This is a genomic window from Pseudomonas sp. SDO52101_S400 (assembly GCF_054071635.1).
This window is the reverse complement of the sequence record NZ_JBSVWF010000069.1, coordinates 1-19,398: the sequence shown is the minus strand read 5'-3', so window position 1 is coordinate 19,398 and position 19,398 is coordinate 1. Positions and strand designations below refer to the sequence as shown.

The window sequence follows — 19,398 nt, the reverse complement described above, 5'->3', positions numbered from 1 at the left end:
CCCGGTAACGTGCGTCGGGTGCAATTCCTGCTATCAGACGTGATCGATACGAGAGAGTTCATGCACCGGATTCAGCGTAGTTGGAAACCCGACGGGTGTAGAGGCCACACCCGTCATATTCAGGACCTGGCCGGCGGCTTGCGCAGCAGACTGAAGGCCATCGCGGCCAGAAACAGCACACTGAGCAGCAACACCGCCCACAGGCCGAATTTCTTCCAGTTGGTGTCCGCTGTGGCTGTGGTGGTGGCCGAAGTGGTCTGGGTCGCAACCGCTTCACCTTGCACCGTGGCCTTGCCCAACGTGGCCAGTTTCTCCGGTTTGAAGTCGGGGATCAGCGTGGTCAGCGGCAGGTTCGCCGTTCTCACCGTCGGATTGCCCAGCGCCAGGCTGTAAGGCCCGTCACCGCGGGCGAGGAAGATCACCTGGGTGGCGCGCACCGCATACTTGACACTCGGCGCTTGCTCGCCGAGACCGCCGCCGCGTTCGTCGACTGTCAGTTTCAACTGCTGGACGGTCTGCCCGTAGAGCTGCAACTCGTTCTGCACCACGTCCTGGCCATTCTGGTTCAAGCGATAGAGCAAGCCGCTGCTCAACGGCTGCCACGGCAGACTGGTTTCCCGGCGACCCGAGAGCGTCACCGGCGCCAGGCTGTTGGGCTGTTTCAACTCGACCTGAACCCGTTCGACATTCAGCCCCATCGGCAACTGCCAAGTGTATTCGCCGGCCTTGGAGCTGCTGCCCGCGAGCGCTGGCGACCAGACGAGCGGCAACGGCAGGTTTTGCGGGTCGCTGCTTTTCAACTGTGCCGAGGTCAGGGTCGGGGCCGCATTCGGCGAGTCCCACAGCAGGCGCAGATAACGCGCAGATTGCCCCGGCAACGCAACTTCGTGCTGCTCGATGCGCTCATCGGAAAAGGTCAGGCGCGCGACCTGGCCTTCGCCCCAGGCTTGCCAGTGCTGCAAGTCGTCGCTGGCCTCGATGCTGAAACGCTGGAAGCCGTCGCGCTCGCTGGTCCAGTCGAGGATCAGTTGCTGCAACGGTGCCTTGATCGCACTGGCATCCAGCAGCCAGCCGCGCAGCACTTCCTCGCCTGCTTCCAGTTGGCTGGACGGCTGCACTTCCACCAGCGTGCCGGTGGTGGTCGACTGCACGCGAACGCTCGGCGCGCGCTCAGTGGCATCCGCCGAGTTGTACAGCGGGAACCATTTCACTGCGTTCAAGCGGCCGTCATCGCGGGTCTGCGCTGATTCCCGGGCCAACGCGTAGGCCTGCGGCTCGCCAGCGGCGTTGAATACCCGCAGATCGCTGAGATCGGTCTGACGCGCCTGCAACTGCACGCTCAGCGGCAGTTCGAGGCGATACCACGGGCCCGCGCCACTGACCGACAACGGCACCTGCGCGGCGAAGTCCGCCGGTTTGTCCTGGGCACCGGCCGTCATGGCCACGCCCAGCAACAGCCACCCGAAATTAAGCTTGCGACTCAAGACGACACTCCTTCGGTTTCCGGGGCCGGTTTGTCCGCCTCCGGTGCAGCTTCGACGCGTTTGGGCGGCAGTGGCGCGAAGTAGCCCACCACCAGCAGCAACACGCCGACGCCGATAAACGAGACGATCCGGGCCAACCCGCCACGGTTACTCAATTCGACAAAAATCAGTTTGGCCACCACCAGCGCAATCAGCGCCGCGCCGATCAGCCACACTTCGCGGCGATGGCGCAGGTGCCCGCCGATCATCAATCCGAGTGCCATCAGCGTCCAGACGATGGACAACCCGGCCTGCACCAGCATCGATTCGAGCAACAGGTCGAGCTCGAACGGAATCCCGGCCCAATGGTGTGCGGCGCGGGTCACCAACGCGGTACAGAACGCGAACAACGAAACGCCGGCGATCAGTTGCGAGGCGTGAGCGGCGTAATCCTTGCGGATCGACAGCTCGGAAACGGCACTTCGCGACCAGACATAGACGCTGAACAACGCGATCAACAGGCCCAGCTCCAATGGGTTGATCAGCGGCACGTAAGGCAGCGGTTCGGCGTTACCGTCGCTCACGCCGTTCGCCAGCCAGAACCAGGCAAGCATCAACACCGCCAGCGGCGCCGCCGCGTACAAGCGGTATTCACGAGGGAACGCCGCCACCGGCCACGGCCAGTTGCGCGGCGCGGCCATCAGCAACAGATACACACTCGGCAGAATCGCCCAGCCCAGCCAGCGCCAGGCGTTGTACTGCTCGGACAACAGCAGCAGGCCATAGCGCAACTCCAGCGCCAGCACGCCGATCAGCAGCCAGCAACCGAGCACATGCGCCGTGCTCAAGGCCCGCGCCGGCAACATCGGCGCCAGACGCCGCAGGCTGAAGAAATGCACCGCAAACACTGCCGCCCATGCCAGCCAGCCGAAGTTGGCCGCCGGGTGATAACGCGAGTGCCACGAGACCAGCAACACCAGCCCGGCCACCGGAATCAGCAAGGTGCAGAGCAGACCGAGCGACGGCCATTTCAGGCGCAATGCCAACACCGTCCACAACGCGACCATCAACGCAGCGACCAGCAGCAAGAGCGAATTTTCCAGATTCGTCGGTGCAAAACGCATCACTTCGCTGAACCACGCCAACGCCCACCACGCGGCGCCCCAGATCAGCAATACTTCGGACAGTCGCTGCAAACTCAACACATCGAACGCCGAGGGATGATTGCCCAGTTGCAGACGCCACGCCCCGATCATCGCCGCCAGACCCAGCACCATTGGCGTCCAGAATCCGCCATGGGCCAGCGGCCGCAGACCTTCGCTGGACAACGGCCCGAGCAACTCGGGACCGGCCAGCAAAAACGCCGCGCCGCCGATCAACTGCAACAACAATCCGAAGACAAAACTCACGCGCTGCTTGAGGTACAGGCTGAGCCAAATGATCAGCAAGCCACTGGCCGCCCACACCGCGCTCGCGGTTTGCCACGGCAGCACGAACAACACCGCCAGATTGATCAGCGCCAACCCCGCCAGCAGCACCACCGACAAACCGCGCAGCAGCCGAACATCGTTGCGCACCATCTCGTCACGTGCCGCCAGCAGCATGCCGGCGATCAACGCCAGTCCGATCAGCGATGCACTGAGCAAACCGCTCCAGCCGGCGCTGAACACGGCCGCGGAATTCTCGCCCGCCCCTTGCAGGCGCAACAGGAACAACGCCCCGCCGAGCAGTTGCACGGCAAACGCGCTGAACAGGAACGTGCGCGATTGCAGGCGCAAACCGACGAACAAGGTCACCAGCCCGGCCAGCGCCCAACTGATCGCCGTGCCGTGGGTGAAGAAAAACAGCGGTGCCAGCAGATAGAGGAAGGTCAGACCGAGACTCGCCAACACCGGCAGGCCTTGGCGTTCCCACGCCGACGTGTGTTCCGCCGGAGCTTTGCGCAACTGGTAGAAACTGAACAGCAATGCGATGCCGAGCATCAATGCGCCCAGCGGTGCACCGTCGAGCAGGCTGCTTTCGCCGACACGCAACTGGCTGAGAAATGCCAGCGCCGAACCCAGTTGCAGCAGCAACGCGAAGGCCCGGGCGAACGGCCGGTGCTGACGCAGGCCGAGCCAGAAAATCCCTGCGCCCTCAACTGCCCAGGCCGCAGAAGTCCAGCGCGCATCCAGCCCGAGAGGAATCGCCAGGCTGGCGAAAATCACGCCGAGCGCCAGGCAAGTCTCGCCCAGCAACAACGCCCGGCCGCCCATCAGCACCCGGGCCAGGATCATGTAAATCATGCCCAGCGCCAGCGCACTGAACGCGGCGGCAAATTCCAGATGCTGCACCAGCGCGAATTGCAGACCGAAACCTACCAGCGGTGGACCGAACAGCATCGTGCCATCGACGTAGTCACCCTTGCGCGCCGACCAATTCAGCAGCGCCTCGCGATCGCCATCCGCCGGGGCGTCCGGCATGTCCAGCAACTTGCGTCGGGCGAAGAGCAGGCCGATGGCCAGGTACATCAGGAAGAACAGAATCAGGAACGGCTCGGTGCTCCACAGCAGTTCCGGCGCATACGAACGCACGCCCCAGGCGAAACCGATGCCGAAGGTGCCGGCGAAACCGATCAGGTTGAGCAGACGCCAGGCCTTGAACCAGGCAATGGCCAGGATGCCGGCGTTGAGCAACGCGAAATAACTGAACAGCGCGACATGGTTGCCGGCGCCGGTGGAGGTCAGAATCGGCGCGGCGAAACCGCCCAAGGCCGCAACGCAGGCCAGGGCGAGGGAATCCTGGGTGACGGCCAGAATGGCCGAAAACACCGTCACCGCCACCAGCAAGCCCAGCGCGGCGGACGGATCAAGCAGCGGGTGCAGACGCATCGCTGCAAACACCGTCAGGTACAACACCGCGATCCCGGTGCCTTGCAACATCAAGGCGTAGCTGCTGTTGCGATGGCGCAACCACCAGCCCAGCGCCAACAAACCGAGTGCCGCCGCCGCGACCCCGGCGTAACGCATTTCGATCGGCACCACCATGCCTTCGGTGGCGTAACGCAGCAGGAAGGCCAGACCGAAGAACAACAGCACCACGCCGACCCGCAGCACAGTGTTGCCACCGAACAGCCAGTTGCGCGCAGCGCTGATGCCGCGCTCGATGAGATTCGGGCCACGGGGTTCGGCAGGTTGTCGGGGTTCAGGTTCAGGTGTAACGGCGTCCAGGCGCCAGACATCGGCCGGCAGCGGCTGACTGGTTTCGCTGGCGACGGCAGAAAGAGGCTCGAGCTCGGGCGGCAGCTCCCAGACCAGTTCGGGGGCCTGAGCTTCTTCGACGACATCGACAGACTCGACCAAAGGCTCGGGGGCCGGCTCTACGCCTGGCGCCGGTACCGCGTGCGAAGGCGATCCCTCCAGCAGATACAAACGCTGCGCGACGCCTTGCAACGCCACCTTCGCCTGTTCAAGTTGCTGCTGTTGCTCCGCCACCTGCGAACCCAGCCGCGCGATGCGCAGCGTCTGGCCGATGGCGAGCCCCAACAGCGCACCCAACAGCGCAGAACTGAACGATTCGTCGAGCAGCCAACCGAGCACCAGCCCGATCAACATGAACATCCATTGCATGGTCGATATCCCTGAGCAGCCCCGAAGCGGGGCCGAACCAGGGCTCAGTATATCGGCCCGGCCCAACAAACGTGGGGCCGGACGCACATTTGTCGCTAAAAGTTACTCCAGTGCCTTCCAGATGTCCGTGGCGTACTCGCGAATCGTCCGGTCTGACGAGAACCAGCCCATCCGCGAGGTGTTCAACACTGCCGAGCGCCACCACTTGTTGGAATCGTGCCAGAGCGCATCGACGCGCATTTGCGCCTCCCAGTAGGAGTCGAAATCGGCGCAGACCAGGAAGCGGTCGTAATCCACCAGCGAATCGATCAGCCCGGTGTAGCGCGACGTGTCGTCCGGCGAAAACACCCCGCTGCGGATCGCCTGCAACACGTCGTTGAGACGGTGGGACGCGGCAATGTCCGGCACCGCGCTGAACTCGTGATTCTGCTTGCGCGCTTCGACCTGCTGGGCGCTCAGGCCGAAGATGAACATGTGTTCGGCGCCAATGCGCTCGCACATTTCCACGTTGGCGCCGTCGAGGGTGCCGATGGTCAGCGCACCGTTGAGGCCGAACTTCATATTGCTGGTGCCCGACGCCTCGAAACCGGCGGTGGATATCTGCTCGGACAAATCCGCCGCCGGGATGATGCTTTCCGCCAGGCTGACGTTGTAATTGGGCAGGAACACCACTTTGAGCAGGCCGCGCACGGTCGGGTCGTTGTTCACCACACGGGCGATGTCGTTGGTCAGCTTGATGATCAGCTTGGCCTGGTGATAACTGGCCGCCGCTTTGCCGGCGAAGATTTTCACCCGCGGCACCCAGTCGGTTTCCGGCTCGGCGCGGATCGCCTGATACAGCGCGACCGTGTGCATCAGGTTGAGCAACTGACGTTTGTATTCGTGGATCCGCTTGACCTGCACATCGAACATCGCCGCCGGGTTGACCGCAATGCCCAGCCGTTCGTGGATCAGGTAGGCCAGGGCTTTTTTGCTGTGCAGTCGCTGCTCGGCGAAGGCTTTGCGGAAGGCTGGTTTCTCGGCGAAAGGCTCAAGATCGAGCAAACGCTCTTCGGGGTTATCCAGAACATCCGGGCCCAGCGCGTCGACCAGCATCGAGGTCAGTTCAGAGTTGGCCTGGTACAACCAGCGGCGGAAGGTGATGCCGTTGGTCTTGTTGTTGATTCGCTCCGGGTAAAGCTTGTGCAGTTCGGCGAACACGGTCTTGCGCATCAGCTGCGTGTGCAGGCCGGACACGCCGTTGACGCTGTGGGAACCAAGGAACGCAAGGTTGCCCATGCGCACCCGGCGACCGTTGTCTTCTTCGATCAGCGACACCGCACGCAGCACGTCGAAATCGTGGATGCCCTTGGCCCGCAGCGAATCGATGTGCTGGGCGTTGATCAGGTAAATGATCTGCATGTGCCGGGGCAACATGCGCTCCATCAGCCCCACCGGCCAGGTTTCCAGCGCTTCGGGCAGCAGCGTGTGGTTGGTGTACGAGAGCGTATCGACGGTGACTTGCCACGCCGCGTCCCAGGCCACGTCGTAGACATCGACCAGTTGGCGCATCAGTTCGGCGACGGCGATCGAGGGGTGAGTGTCGTTGAGCTGGATTGCCGCGTGATCGCCGAGGGTCAGCACCGAGGTGTGCATGTTGCGATGACGACGCAGCAGATCCTGAAGCGAGGCGGCGACGAAGAAGTATTCCTGACGCAGGCGCAGTTCCTGCCCGGCTTCAGTACTGTCTGCCGGGTAGAGCACGCGGGAGATACTTTCGGCCCGGGCCACTTCGGCGACGGCGCCCAGGTGGTCACCGGCGTTGAAGCGCTCCAGGTGCAAATCTTCCATGGCCCGGGCCCGCCACAGGCGCAAGGTGTTGACGCTCGCCCCACGCCAGCCGACCACCGGGGTGTCGTAGGCAATCGCCCGCACGGTTTCCGCCGGGTGCCAGACCTGTTTGCTCTTGCCGCTGACATCGATGACGGTCTCGACACTGCCGCCAAACCCGATGGAATACACGACCTCCGGCCGCTCGAATTCCCACGGGTTGCCGAAATCCAGCCAGTGCTCGGTCTGCTCCTGCTGCCAGCCGTCGACAATCGCCTGACGGAACAGGCCATGTTCGTAACGGATACCGTAGCCATGACCGGCGATGCCGAGAGTCGACATGCTTTCCATGAAACACGCCGCCAGCCGTCCGAGGCCGCCATTGCCCAGTGCCGCATCGGGTTCCAGCAGGCGGATGCGCTCCAGATCGACGCCCAGTTCAGTCAGTGCTTCACGGGCGACGTCAAGCAGGCCAAGGTTGCTCAGGCTGTCGTACAGCAAACGGCCGATGAGGAATTCCAGCGAGAGGTAATACACCCGCTTCTGACCTTTGCGATAGATCTGCCGGGTGTGGTCCATCCAGTGCTCGACCATGTGATCCCGGGCCGCCAGGGCGATGGCTTCGAACCAGTCATGGTCGAAGGCGTGATCCGGGTCTTTGCCCACCGCGTAGGTGAGTTTGGTCAGGACGGCGTCGCGGAATGCGGCCACCTCTGCTTCGCGAACTAGTGGTTCTTGAGTCATCGATAGGACCTCGAGCGAGCGGGGAATTGTCAGAGCCTAGACGGTCTGACCGACGGTGTTGGCTCTGGTTCGGCAGTTTTTCCTGGGAGTGAGCGTTCGTCCGGCAATACCCTGGCGAATGCCTGAATGAATGCAGGGGCCGTGCCGAATTGTCAGACTTGTTGGTGGCATGAAGAAAAAATCTGGCGAAAGGTTGTTCAAAAATCCACCAGTCCCGGTATGATCGCGCGCCCTGATGCACATGCCTGGTAAACCCCGATGATGAAGCCCAACCTGATCGCCGCAGCCGAGATCGACCGTCTCGATACCTGGGCCAAATATTCGGCCCCGATGTGCGGTTCGTGCATGTCAAGCTGCTGCACGCTGCCGGTCGAGGTCAAGATTAAGGATCTGGTGCGCATCGGTGTGGTCGACGAGTTCGAACTGGGCGACCCGCCGAAGAACATCGCCAAGCGCCTGCAAAAGGAAGGCTTGGTGGAGCGCTTCAACCAGAAGTCGGGGATCTTCACCCTGCAGCGCATGAGCAACAACGATTGCTACTACCTGGATCGTAAGAGCCGGCTGTGCACCATTTATGACAAGCGCCCGGACACTTGCCGCAACCACCCGAAAATCGGCCCGCGCCCGGGGTATTGCGCGTACAAGCCGAAGGAAGTGGAGCGGGTGCAGAATTTCCGGGCGATCGAGAAGTTCTAAAAGCCGACCCTCACCCCAGCCCTCTCCCGGAGGGAGAGGGAGCTGACCGAAGGGTCTTACGCTATACATCGACCTGAAAAACCGAGTCGATTATGGATTCGGTAAAGAGCTATCAAGTCGGCGTATTTCTTGAGCATCCCCGTATCAGTCCCCTCTACCTCCGGGAGAGGGCTAGGGTGAGGGGGCTCTTGATCTTCAAGGCCCACTCCACATTTCCCCCAGACAAACAAAAACGCCCCCGGTCTCTCGACCGGGGACGTTTTTTCAAGCCTGGCTAAATCTTATGCCTTGGCTTTCTTGGCAGCGCGGGTACGCTCGCTTTCGTCCAGGATCTTCTTGCGAAGACGGATGGACTTAGGAGTGACTTCGCACAGCTCGTCTTCCTGGATGTATTCCAGAGCCTGTTCCAGGGTGAAGCGAACAGGTGGGACCAGAGCGATGGTTTCGTCCTTACCCGAAGCACGCATGTTGTCGAGCTTCTTGCCTTTGGTTGGGTTTACACCCAGGTCGTTGTCGCGGGAGTTCTGACCAACGATCTGACCGTTGTAGATCTCCTGGCCGTGTTCTACGAACAGCTTGCCACGAGCCTGCAGGGTTTCCAGGGAGTAGGTCAGCGCCTTGCCGGTTTCAACCGAAACCAGAACGCCGTTCTGACGGCCGGACATGTGGCCCGACTTCACTGGAGCGTAACGGTCGAAGATCGAGGTCAGGATGCCAGCACCGTTGGTCAGGGTCAGGAACTGGTTACGGAAACCGATCAGACCGCGAGCAGGGATGTTGTATTCCAGACGAACACGGCCCTTGCCATCCGGCACCATGTTGCTCAGGTCGCCTTTACGCAGACCCATTTCTTCCATGACCTTGCCCTGGGATTCTTCAGGGATGTCGATGGTTACGTTTTCGAACGGTTCCTGCTTCACGCCGTCAACTTCACGGATGATCACTTCAGGACGGCCCAGGGCCAGCTCGAAGCCTTCGCGACGCATGGTTTCGATCAGTACCGAAAGGTGCAGCTCACCACGGCCGGAAACCTTGAACTTGTCAGCCGAGTCGCCTTCTTCAACGCGCAGTGCAACGTTGTACAGCAGCTCTTTATCCAGACGATCCTTGATGTTACGGGAAGTCACGAACTTGCCTTCTTTACCGCAGAATGGCGAGTCGTTTACCTGGAAGGTCATGGAAACGGTTGGCTCGTCAACGGTCAGAGGCTTCATCGCCTCGACGGTGTTGATGTCGCACAGGGTGTCGGAGATGAACAGCTCGTCGAAACCGCTGATGCAGACGATGTCGCCGGCCGCTGCTTCTTCAACGTCAACGCGGTGCAGACCGTGGTGACCCATCAGTTTCAGGATACGGCCGTTGCGGCGCTTGCCGTTGGCGTCGATGGCCACAACCGGAGTGTTCGGCTTGACGCGACCACGAGCGATACGGCCAACACCGATAACACCCAGGAAGCTGTTGTAGTCCAGAGCGGAGATCTGCATCTGGAACGGGCCGTCACGGTCAACAGCCGGCGCTGGAACGTGGTCGACAACCGCTTGGTACAGCGCGGTCATGTCTTCGCCCATGGCGGTGTGGTCCAGACCGGCGATGCCGTTCAGAGCCGAAGCGTAAACAACCTGGAAGTCCAGTTGTTCTTCGGTAGCGCCCAGGTTGTCGAACAGATCGAAGATCTGGTCCAGAACCCAGTCAGGACGCGCGCCCGGACGGTCAACCTTGTTGATGACCACGATCGGACGCAGGCCGGCTTCGAAAGCCTTCTTGGTCACGAAACGGGTTTGCGGCATAGGGCCGTCTTGAGCGTCGACCAGCAGCAGCACGGAGTCAACCATGGACATAACGCGCTCAACTTCGCCGCCGAAGTCGGCGTGGCCCGGGGTGTCCACGATGTTGATGTGGTAGCCGTTCCAGTTGATGGCGGTGTTTTTCGCCAGAATGGTAATGCCGCGCTCTTTTTCCTGGTCGTTGGAGTCCATCACGCGCTCGTCGTTGAGCTCGTTGCGCTCCAGGGTGCCGGATTGACGCAGGAGTTTGTCTACCAGGGTGGTTTTACCATGGTCAACGTGGGCAATGATGGCGATGTTGCGTAGATTTTCGATCACTTGTGTATCTCGATCAGAGGATTCGGTTTGCTGACAAGTCTTGGCAGCGATTAGCAGTAGTGTCCGGCATGGCCGTTACAGCTTGACGGCGGTGTCGGGGGGCCGGTGACGCAGGCCACAGGCAAACAGCCCCGGGCACTTAGCTCGGTCGATAAACGCGCACATTGGCATGCCCCTCACTGAGCAAATGGTGAGCATGCAGGCGACTCATCACGCCTTTGTCGCAATACAGCAGGTACTGGCGAGTCGGATCCAGCTCCTTGAAACGAGCGTTCACTGCGTAGAACGGCATCGTCTGTACTTCTATGCCCTCGAGCTCCAGCGGCTCATCCTCGGCGGCATCCGGGTGACGGATGTCGATGACGATCTGGCCGGCCAGTGCCTCGCTGACTTCTTCGATTTGCAAATCCTGACCCAATTCGTCGATCACACGATCGATCGGCACCAGTCTGGCGTTTGCGAGCGCACGCTCAAGCACCGCCATGTCGAATTCCTGCTCTTCGTGCTCAACGCGACCACGCTTGGCGGCAGTCTTCGGATTGACCGAAATGACTCCGCAGTACTCCGGCATGTGCCGGGCGAAATCGGCGGTGCCGATCTCGTTGGCCGTGTCGATGATGTCCTGCTTGTGGGCGACGATCAGCGGACGCAGGACCAGTTTGTCGGTCACGCAGTCGATCACCGACAGGTTCGGCAGCGTCTGGCTCGACACCTGGGAGATCGCCTCGCCGGTGACCAGCGCATCGATGTGCAGGCGCTCGGCGATGGCCGAGGATGCGCGCAACATCATACGCTTCAATACGACGCCCATATGACTGTTATCGACTTTGCCGAGAATTTCGCCCAACACTTCTTCGAACGGAACACTGACAAATAGCACGCGTTGCGAGCTGCCGTATTTCTTCCAGATGAAATGCGCGACTTCCATCACGCCCAATTCGTGGGCACGACCGCCCAGATTGAAGAAGCAGAAGTGCGCCATCAGGCCGCGACGCATGATCTGGTACGCGGCAACCGTCGAGTCAAAGCCGCCGGACATCAATACCAGTGTCTGTTCCAGCGCACCGAGCGGGTAGCCGCCGATGCCATTGTGCTGGCTGTGGATCACAAACAACCGTTTGTCGCGAACTTCGATCCGGACTTCGATTTCCGGCGCTTTCAGGTCGATACCGGCAGCACCGCACTCACGACGCAGCTTGCTGCCGACGTATTTTTCGACGTCCATCGAGCTGAACGCATGCTTGCCCGCTCGCTTGCAGCGCACCGAGAAAATCTTCCCGGCCAGTGCATCGCCGTAGTGCTGCTTGCACTTCTCGGTGATGTCGTCGAAGTCGCCCAGCGGGTATTCGTCGATCTGCAGAAAATGCGCGATGCCCGGCATGCAGGTCAGGCGTTCGCCCATCTCTTTCAGGGCCTTGGGGTCGGTCACGCGGGTTTCCAGCTCGAGATTGTCCCACACACCGTTCACCACCACGGCCGGGTCCAGGTCGCGGAGCACGGTGCGGATGTTCTTGGCCAACTGGCGGATGAATTTCGTCCGGACAGGTCGGCTTTTGATGGTGATCTCGGGGAAGACTTTTACGATTAGTTTCATGAAAACAGCGCGCGCTGGGCCAGCCGAAAAAGGGGGGCGCGGATTATAGCGGAAATTGCTCAAGGTTTAACCAGTTAATGTGCAGAAGGTTTTGCGCGCACCAAAACGGGTCATTTTCGACTTATAGCGCTACATTAAAGGGCGAGATTTTCACCATATCTGCGCTTCACACCTTTATAAGCGTGAATTTGGGGCAAAAAACCCATGCTGGGGCACTGGCATGCAATTTGCTCCCTTGTGAGGCAGGTTGCCTTGGCAGAGTATTCGCGCCGGCATCACCAACATTTAAGGGCATCCACTACCAGCCCTAAGCCACCCGGAGGACACTATGTCGAAGTCGGTTCAACTCATCAAAGATCATGACGTCAAGTGGATTGATCTGCGCTTCACGGACACCAAAGGCACTCAGCACCACGTGACCATGCCGGCTCGCGATGCGCTGGAAGACGACTTCTTCGAAGTTGGCAAGATGTTCGACGGTTCCTCCATCGCTGGCTGGAAAGGCATCGAAGCCTCCGACATGATCCTGCTGCCGGACGACGAAACCGCCGTTCTGGACCCGTTCACCGAAGAGCCGACCCTGATCCTGGTCTGCGACATCATCGAACCGTCGACCATGCAAGGCTACGATCGCGACCCGCGCGCAATCGCCCACCGTGCCGAGGAATACCTGAAGACCACCGGTATCGGTGACACCGTATTCGCAGGTCCAGAGCCTGAGTTCTTCATCTTCGACGAAGTGAAGTTCAAGTCCGACATCTCCGGCTCGATGTTCAAAATCTACTCCGAGCAAGGCTCGTGGATGTCCGACCAGGACGTGGAAGGCGGCAACAAAGGCCACCGTCCAGGCGTGAAAGGCGGCTACTTCCCGGTTCCGCCGTTCGACCACGACCACGAAATCCGTACCGCCATGTGCAACGCACTGGAAGAAATGGGTCAGACCGTTGAAGTTCACCACCACGAAGTGGCAACTGCCGGTCAAAACGAAATTGGTGTCAAGTTCAACACCCTGGTGAAGAAAGCTGACGAAGTTCAGACTCTGAAATACGTTGTACACAACGTGGCCGATGCCTATGGCCGCACCGCGACCTTCATGCCGAAGCCTCTGTACGGCGATAACGGTTCGGGTATGCACGTTCACATGTCCATCGCCAAAGATGGCAAGAACACCTTCGCTGGCGAAGGCTATGCCGGCCTGTCCGAAACCGCTCTGTACTTCATCGGCGGCATCATCAAGCACGGTAAGGCCCTGAACGGCTTCACCAACCCGGCCACCAACTCCTACAAGCGTCTGGTGCCAGGTTTCGAAGCTCCGGTGATGCTGGCCTACTCGGCTCGCAACCGTTCCGCCTCGATCCGTATTCCTTACGTCAACAGCCCACGCGGCCGTCGTATCGAAGCACGTTTCCCGGATCCGGCTGCCAACCCGTACCTGGCTTTCGCAGCTCTGCTGATGGCTGGTCTGGACGGTATCCAGAACAAGATCCACCCAGGCGATGCCGCTGACAAAAACCTGTACGACCTGCCGCCTGAAGAGGCGAAAGAGATCCCGCAAGTTTGCGGCAGCCTGAAAGAAGCCCTGGAAGAGCTGGACAAGGGCCGTGCGTTCCTGACCAAGGGCGGCGTGTTCTCCGACGACTTCATCGACGCTTACATCGCGCTGAAATCCGAAGAAGAAATCAAGGTTCGCACCTTCGTACACCCACTGGAATATGAGCTGTACTACAGCTGCTGATCCGGTAGCGCTGCGCTACGCGGCGTGACAAAAGAGAGGCCTCCTTCGGGAGGCCTTTTTTGTGCCCGCTCATCCATGGATAATCCGCCGCTTTCGCGCCATGACCGGCGCCTTGACGAAGGGATTCGCATGAAGTGGTTACGGGCTATCGCCCTGATGGCCGGCCTCGCCTGCTCGACAGTCGGCGCTGCCGAGTTCTATGAAAACAAGCCGCTGGCACACCCGCTGATCCAGGGCTTGCAGGAAAGCTCGATGACCCTGGCATTCATCAAGGAAGCGAACGGCGTCAAAGGCTATTACTGCCGTTGCGAGACGCCGGGTGAACGTCCGCAATTGCTTGATGACTTCGGTCAGGCGAGCATCGATTCGGTTTTTCTCATGTCGCTCGACAGTGAGGACCCCACTCGTTTCGTGCTTTTTCGGCAAAGCGATGGCTACAGGATCTACGCCTACAAGTACAACGACAACGATCACCTCTATAGCCGTGTAACGCGACTGCAGCCAGCGCTGGACCGTATCACTGAAGGCCGCGAGCACCTTGACGCCCTGACCATCAAGAAAGCGCTGAGCCAGATCACCCCGCTCAACTACAGCCTCCTCCTTGAAGAGTCCGGTGTACCGGAATTCGACCAGCTGGATCTCAGCCAAGGGAAACTGGTGAGCTATTACGGCCAGTACTACGACCCACTGAGCAACCCGAAGCCAGATGACGAGCCGTACTTTTTCAAGAAGACCTACCAGGAAAAAGACGGCCGGTTTCTCACCGTTACGTTCTGGCGCTGGCTCGACAAGACCCTCGTCGAGGGTAACCGCACACTCTACAACTACAGGGTCAGACATATTGCCTGGGAAACCGAACCGACGAGATTCACCGGCAGCGAAGACGGCCAATCGGTGTCTTATGATTCCGTATCGATCTCTGCCCAAGGGGCCTACAAGCAAGGCGTGCGTGTCGGTCCATGGTCGTCTTCCAAAGACGAAAAATATTCGGAGTCCGGCAATTTTGTAGAGGGCAAACGAGAAGGGCAGTGGAACCTGTACCAGGATGGGCAAATTCTGGAGGGCGAGTACCACAATGACTTGCGCGAGGGCCGCTGGCAGCTTCACAACTACGATGAAATGGAATGGGTTGCCACAGGATTCCAGACCTATGCCCACGGCCAACTCAACGGCCCCAGTGAATTGACTGTCCGTGGTACTACCGAGCGCGGCGAATATCGCGATGGCAAACGCGAAGGCCTCTGGGTGACCAAGACGGACAATGGCCACACCCGGAGCGTCCACTTCGCTGACGACAAAAAGGAAGGCGAGTTGCGGGAAGTCGACGCCAATGGTGTGCCGATCCTCATTGAGCATTACAAGGCCGGGGTCCTGTCCGGCGCCGGTAAAAGTGCGGTTACGCCGGGCATCTCACAATAAATCCGGGGGCGCTTGTGTGAACGGATGTTGTCCCGGTTGGGCTAACCGCCGACCCTGGCCTATGCTGCAACCCATCGTTTTCGTTTCCGGTCGATTTCATGGGTCGCACCTTTCTCTATATCCTGCTGCTGATCGCCCTGCCCGCCACCGCGCAGATCTACAAGTACACGGACGCCAGCGGCAACACGGTCTACAGCGATCATGCGCCGGACGGCGTGAAGGCGCAGTCGGTGGAGTTACCTCCGCTCAACAGCGTCCAGCCTCAGGCACCGAGTGCGCCGTCGTCGGAGACGGCCAGCCGTGCGCCTGCACGCAATGCCTATGAGGTGCTGGAGCTGACCGGCCTGCCCACCGAAGAGGCTCTGCGCGCCAACAACGGCACGTTCACCGTCAGTGTGCAGATCAAGCCGCGCCTGCAACCACCGCATCAATTGCGCCTGCTGCTGGACGACGCGCCTTATGGCCAGCCGAGCAACGTGCCGATCCTGCAATTGGTGAACGTCGACCGGGGCGAGCATCGGCTGGCGGTTCAGGTGATCGATGGCGAGGCGATCATTCAGCAGAGTCCGCCAGTCGTCTTCACTGTGCAGCGGGTGCACAAGCCATGACTCGCGGATTGATCGCTGTGTGTCTGGCTATGTTCGCGCTTGGCGCATCTGCCGAGGTCTTCACTTATGTCGATTCGCAGGGCAATCGGGTCTACACCGATCAACCGCGCGGCAATGCCAAGCGTGTGCCGCTGGCCACCAGCAATCGCATGGCCTCCAACCCGACCGGGGCTGCGCCCATCTCCCCCGTGAAAAAATCACCGGAGCAACCGCTGTTCCGCTACGACATGCTGCGGGTGCTGGTTCCAGAACCGGACGCGACCATTCGCAGCAGCGCCGGCGAATTGATCGTCAGCATCACCAGCGAACCCGGCCTGCAAAAAGGTCATCGCTATCGCCTGCTGCTGGACGGCCAGGCCACAGGAGAACCCGGCCTGAGCCCGGTGTTCCCGTTGAGCAATATCGATCGCGGCAGCCATAACCTGTCGGTAGAGATCCTCGATGCGCAGGATCGCATCGTCGAACGCACGGCCAATCAGCCGTTCCACATGCAGCGCATCTCTCTGGCACAAAAGCGCCAGGTCAAACCCTGCACTACCGACGACTACGGTGTGCGCCCGGAATGCCCGCTGAAAGACAAACCCGCCGAACCGAAAAACCCCTTCCTGCGTTTCTTCTAACTCCGCTCAGCTTTGCGCACTATATTGGTGCAATAGTCTGCACCGTACCCACACTGCAACCCATTTTGGTTCGAAAGTACCCGTCAGGGCCGGCTGATCGCCACGCAAACGAGCGTCAAACGCCCGTTTCAGGGGGCGAACGCTTCTTTTCGGAGCCTTGGTTTGGTTTTTGCATTTTCCATATATCGGCGCTTAGTTCTCGCGCACGCCTTGCTCCAAAAGAGGTCCTGATGACCATAAGCGACGCACTCCACCGTTTGCTGCTCGACAACCTGACCACCGCCACCATTCTGCTCGATGCCGAATTGCGCCTCGAGTACATGAACCCGGCGGCTGAGATGCTGCTGGCCATCAGCGGTCAGCGCAGCCATGGCCAGTTCATCAGCGAGCTGTTCACCGAGTCCACCGAGGCGCTCAATTCGTTGCGCCAGGCGGTGGAACAGGCGCACCCGTTCACCAAGCGCGAAGCAATGCTCACCGCCCTCACCGGCCAGACCCTGACCGTGGACTACGCGGTGACGCCAATCCTCAGCAACGGCGCGACCCTGCTGTTGCTGGAGGTTCACCCTCGCGACCGCTTGTTGCGGATCACCAAGGAAGAGGCGCAGCTGTCCAAGCAGGAAACCAGCAAAATGCTGGTGCGCGGCCTCGCCCACGAGATCAAGAACCCGCTGGGCGGCATTCGTGGCGCCGCGCAATTGCTGGCCCGGGAGCTGCCGGAAGACAGCCTGCGCGACTACACCAACGTGATCATTGAAGAGGCCGACCGCCTGCGCAATCTGGTCGACCGCATGCTCGGCTCGAACAAACTGCCGTCACTCGCCCTGTGCAACGTCCACGAAGTGCTGGAGCGCGTCTGCCAGCTGGTCGAGGCCGAAAGCCAGGGCTGCATCACGCTGGTGCGCGATTACGACCCAAGCATTCCCGACGTCTTGATCGACCGCGAACAAATGATTCAGGCCGTTTTGAACATCGTGCGCAATGCGATGCAGGCGATCAGCAGCCAGAACGAGCTGCGCCTGGGCCGCATCAGCCTGCGCACCCGCGCCATGCGCCAGTTCACCATCGGCCATATCCGCCATCGCCTGGTGACCAAGATCGAGATTATCGACAACGGCCCGGGGATCCCGGCGGAACTGCAGGAAACCATTTTCTTTCCCATGGTCAGCGGCCGTCCGGACGGTACCGGGCTGGGCCTGGCCATCACCCAGAACATCATCAGCCAGCACCAGGGCCTGATCGAGTGTGACAGCCATCCAGGCCACACCACGTTCTCGATCTTTCTGCCACTGGAACAAGGAGCCACATCGACATGAGCCGTAGTGAAACCGTGTGGATCGTCGATGACGACCGTTCTATCCGTTGGGTCCTGGAAAAAGCCCTGCAACAGGAAGGCATGACCACCCAGAGCTTCGACAGTGCCGATGGCGTGATGAGCCGCCTGGCCCGCCAGCAGCCGGACGTGATCATCTCCGACATCCGCATGCCGGGTGCCAGCGGCCTGGACCTTCTGGCGCGGATTCGCGAGCAACACCCACGACTGCCGGTCATCATCATGACCGCTCACTCCGATCTGGACAGCGCTGTCGCCTCCTATCAGGGCGGAGCCTTCGAATACCTGCCAAAACCGTTCGATGTCGACGAAGCGGTGTCGCTGGTCAAACGCGCCAATCAGCATGCCCAGGAACAACAGGGCCTGGAAGTCGCGCCAACCCTGACCCGCACCCCGGAAATCATCGGCGAAGCGCCGGCGATGCAGGAAGTGTTTCGCGCCATCGGGCGCTTGAGCCACTCCAACATCACCGTGCTGATCAACGGCGAGTCCGGCACCGGTAAAGAACTGGTGGCCCATGCCCTCCACCGTCACAGCCCACGGGCGGCCTCGCCGTTCATCGCGCTGAACATGGCGGCGATCCCGAAGGATCTGATGGAATCCGAGCTGTTCGGCCACGAGAAAGGTGCGTTCACCGGCGCGGCCAACCTGCGTCGCGGACGTTTCGAGCAGGCCGACGGCGGCACGCTGTTCCTCGATGAAATCGGCGACATGCCGGCGGATACCCAGACCCGACTGCTGCGGGTACTGGCCGACGGCGAGTTCTACCGCGTTGGCGGGCATGTGCCGGTCAAGGTCGACGTGCGGATCATTGCCGCGACTCACCAGAATCTGGAAACCCTGGTTCACGCCGGGAAATTCCGTGAGGACTTGTTCCACCGCCTCAACGTGATCCGCATCCACATTCCGCGCCTGTCGGACCGTCGCGAAGACATCCCGACCCTGGCCAAGCACTTCCTCAGCCGCGCCGCGCAAGAACTGGCGGTGGAGCCGAAACTGCTGAAAACCGAGACCGAGGAATACCTGAAGAACCTGCCGTGGCCGGGCAACGTGCGTCAGCTGGAAAACACCTGCCGCTGGATCACGGTGATGGCGTCCGGGCGCGAGGTACACATCAGCGACCTGCCGCCGGAACTGCTGAGTCTGCCGCAGGACTCGGCGCCGGTGACCAACTGGGAACAGGCGCTGCGCCAGTGGGCCGACCAGGCCTTGGCACGCGGTCAGTCGAGCCTGCTCGACAGCGCGGTGCCGGCGTTCGAACGGATCATGATCGAGACGGCGTTGAAGCACACCGCCGGGCGTCGTCGTGACGCTGCGGTGCTGCTGGGCTGGGGTCGGAACACCTTGACCCGCAAGATCAAGGAACTGGGGATGAAGGTCGATGGTGGGGACGACGATGAGGGCGAGGAAGGTTAAAACCTCGTTTGCTTGAAAGTTTTTAGCGCACTCTGGATCCATCCCCCTCACCCCAGCCCTCTCCCCGAGGGAGAGGGGGCCGACCGAGGTGTCTCGCGCTCTGCATCGACCTGAATGACCGAGCCGATTATGGATTCAACACAGCAAGATCAGGTCGGTGTAACTCTTAAGCCCCCCCGGTCAGTCCCCTCTCCCTCCGGGTGTATGTACCGGGGACATGGTGGACAGGTGTTCGGGGACATGGTGGACAC

12 protein-coding genes are annotated in these 19,398 nt (G+C 60.7%); 7 read left to right on the top strand and 5 right to left on the bottom strand.

The features are described 5' to 3' along the window. Nucleotides 1-119: 119 nt before the first annotated feature. From ACW9HX_RS25560 to ACW9HX_RS25550, 3 genes are all read right to left on the bottom strand, one after another. A complete protein-coding gene (locus ACW9HX_RS25560; RefSeq protein ID WP_457382716.1) occupies nucleotides 120-1,484 on the bottom strand; it encodes a DUF3999 domain-containing protein in 1,365 nt (454 codons plus the stop codon). Further along, nucleotides 1,481-5,071, bottom strand: coding sequence for a DUF2339 domain-containing protein (locus tag ACW9HX_RS25555; protein WP_457382715.1), 3,591 nt, complete (start codon nucleotides 5,069-5,071; stop codon nucleotides 1,481-1,483). Before ACW9HX_RS25555 ends, ACW9HX_RS25560 begins: the two co-directional genes overlap by 4 nt. A 102-nt stretch (nucleotides 5,072-5,173) precedes the next feature. Further along, nucleotides 5,174-7,624, bottom strand: coding sequence for a glycogen/starch/alpha-glucan phosphorylase (locus ACW9HX_RS25550; RefSeq protein ID WP_457382714.1), 2,451 nt, complete (start codon nucleotides 7,622-7,624; stop codon nucleotides 5,174-5,176). A gap of 258 nt (nucleotides 7,625-7,882) precedes the next feature. On the opposite strand from ACW9HX_RS25550, the gene ACW9HX_RS25545 reads away from it, so the two are divergent. Beyond that, nucleotides 7,883-8,320: a YkgJ family cysteine cluster protein gene (locus ACW9HX_RS25545; protein ID WP_025110918.1), complete on the top strand. Its 438-nt coding sequence runs from the start codon at nucleotides 7,883-7,885 to the stop codon at nucleotides 8,318-8,320. Nucleotides 8,321-8,601: 281 nt separating this feature from the next. Here the strand turns inward: ACW9HX_RS25545 and typA are convergent, their stop codons facing one another. Continuing rightward, nucleotides 8,602-10,422 (bottom strand): translational GTPase TypA, encoded by a 1,821-nt coding sequence (typA, locus tag ACW9HX_RS25540; protein WP_085712784.1) that lies wholly within the window; start codon nucleotides 10,420-10,422, stop codon nucleotides 8,602-8,604. Between the two features lie 139 nt (nucleotides 10,423-10,561). Next, the gene (gene thiI, locus ACW9HX_RS25535; RefSeq protein ID WP_085712783.1) at nucleotides 10,562-12,016 is read right to left on the bottom strand and encodes a tRNA uracil 4-sulfurtransferase ThiI; all 1,455 of its coding nucleotides are present in this window, start codon (nucleotides 12,014-12,016) and stop codon (nucleotides 10,562-10,564) included. A gap of 328 nt (nucleotides 12,017-12,344) precedes the next feature. Between thiI and glnA the strand changes: the two genes are divergently transcribed. From glnA to ntrC, 6 genes are all read left to right on the top strand, one after another. Then, the gene (glnA, locus tag ACW9HX_RS25530; RefSeq protein WP_085712782.1) at nucleotides 12,345-13,751 is read left to right on the top strand and encodes a glutamate--ammonia ligase; all 1,407 of its coding nucleotides are present in this window, start codon (nucleotides 12,345-12,347) and stop codon (nucleotides 13,749-13,751) included. Nucleotides 13,752-13,880: 129 nt separating this feature from the next. Next, on the top strand, nucleotides 13,881-15,170 hold the full coding sequence (locus ACW9HX_RS25525) for a toxin-antitoxin system YwqK family antitoxin (RefSeq protein ID WP_457382713.1): 1,290 nt from the start codon (nucleotides 13,881-13,883) through the stop codon (nucleotides 15,168-15,170). A gap of 98 nt (nucleotides 15,171-15,268) precedes the next feature. Continuing rightward, nucleotides 15,269-15,778: a DUF4124 domain-containing protein gene (locus ACW9HX_RS25520; protein WP_457382712.1), complete on the top strand. Its 510-nt coding sequence runs from the start codon at nucleotides 15,269-15,271 to the stop codon at nucleotides 15,776-15,778. Then, the gene (locus tag ACW9HX_RS25515; RefSeq protein WP_457382711.1) at nucleotides 15,775-16,398 is read left to right on the top strand and encodes a DUF4124 domain-containing protein; all 624 of its coding nucleotides are present in this window, start codon (nucleotides 15,775-15,777) and stop codon (nucleotides 16,396-16,398) included. Before ACW9HX_RS25520 ends, ACW9HX_RS25515 begins: the two co-directional genes overlap by 4 nt. A gap of 230 nt (nucleotides 16,399-16,628) precedes the next feature. Then, nucleotides 16,629-17,714 carry a nitrogen regulation protein NR(II) gene (gene glnL, locus ACW9HX_RS25510; RefSeq protein WP_096821967.1) on the top strand — a complete coding sequence of 362 codons (1,086 nt, stop codon included), beginning with the start codon at nucleotides 16,629-16,631 and terminating at the stop codon, nucleotides 17,712-17,714. Next, the gene (gene ntrC, locus ACW9HX_RS25505; protein ID WP_457382710.1) at nucleotides 17,711-19,147 is read left to right on the top strand and encodes a nitrogen regulation protein NR(I); all 1,437 of its coding nucleotides are present in this window, start codon (nucleotides 17,711-17,713) and stop codon (nucleotides 19,145-19,147) included. The genes glnL and ntrC overlap by 4 nt, the downstream gene beginning before the upstream one ends. The last annotated feature ends 251 nt before the right edge of the window (nucleotides 19,148-19,398 follow it).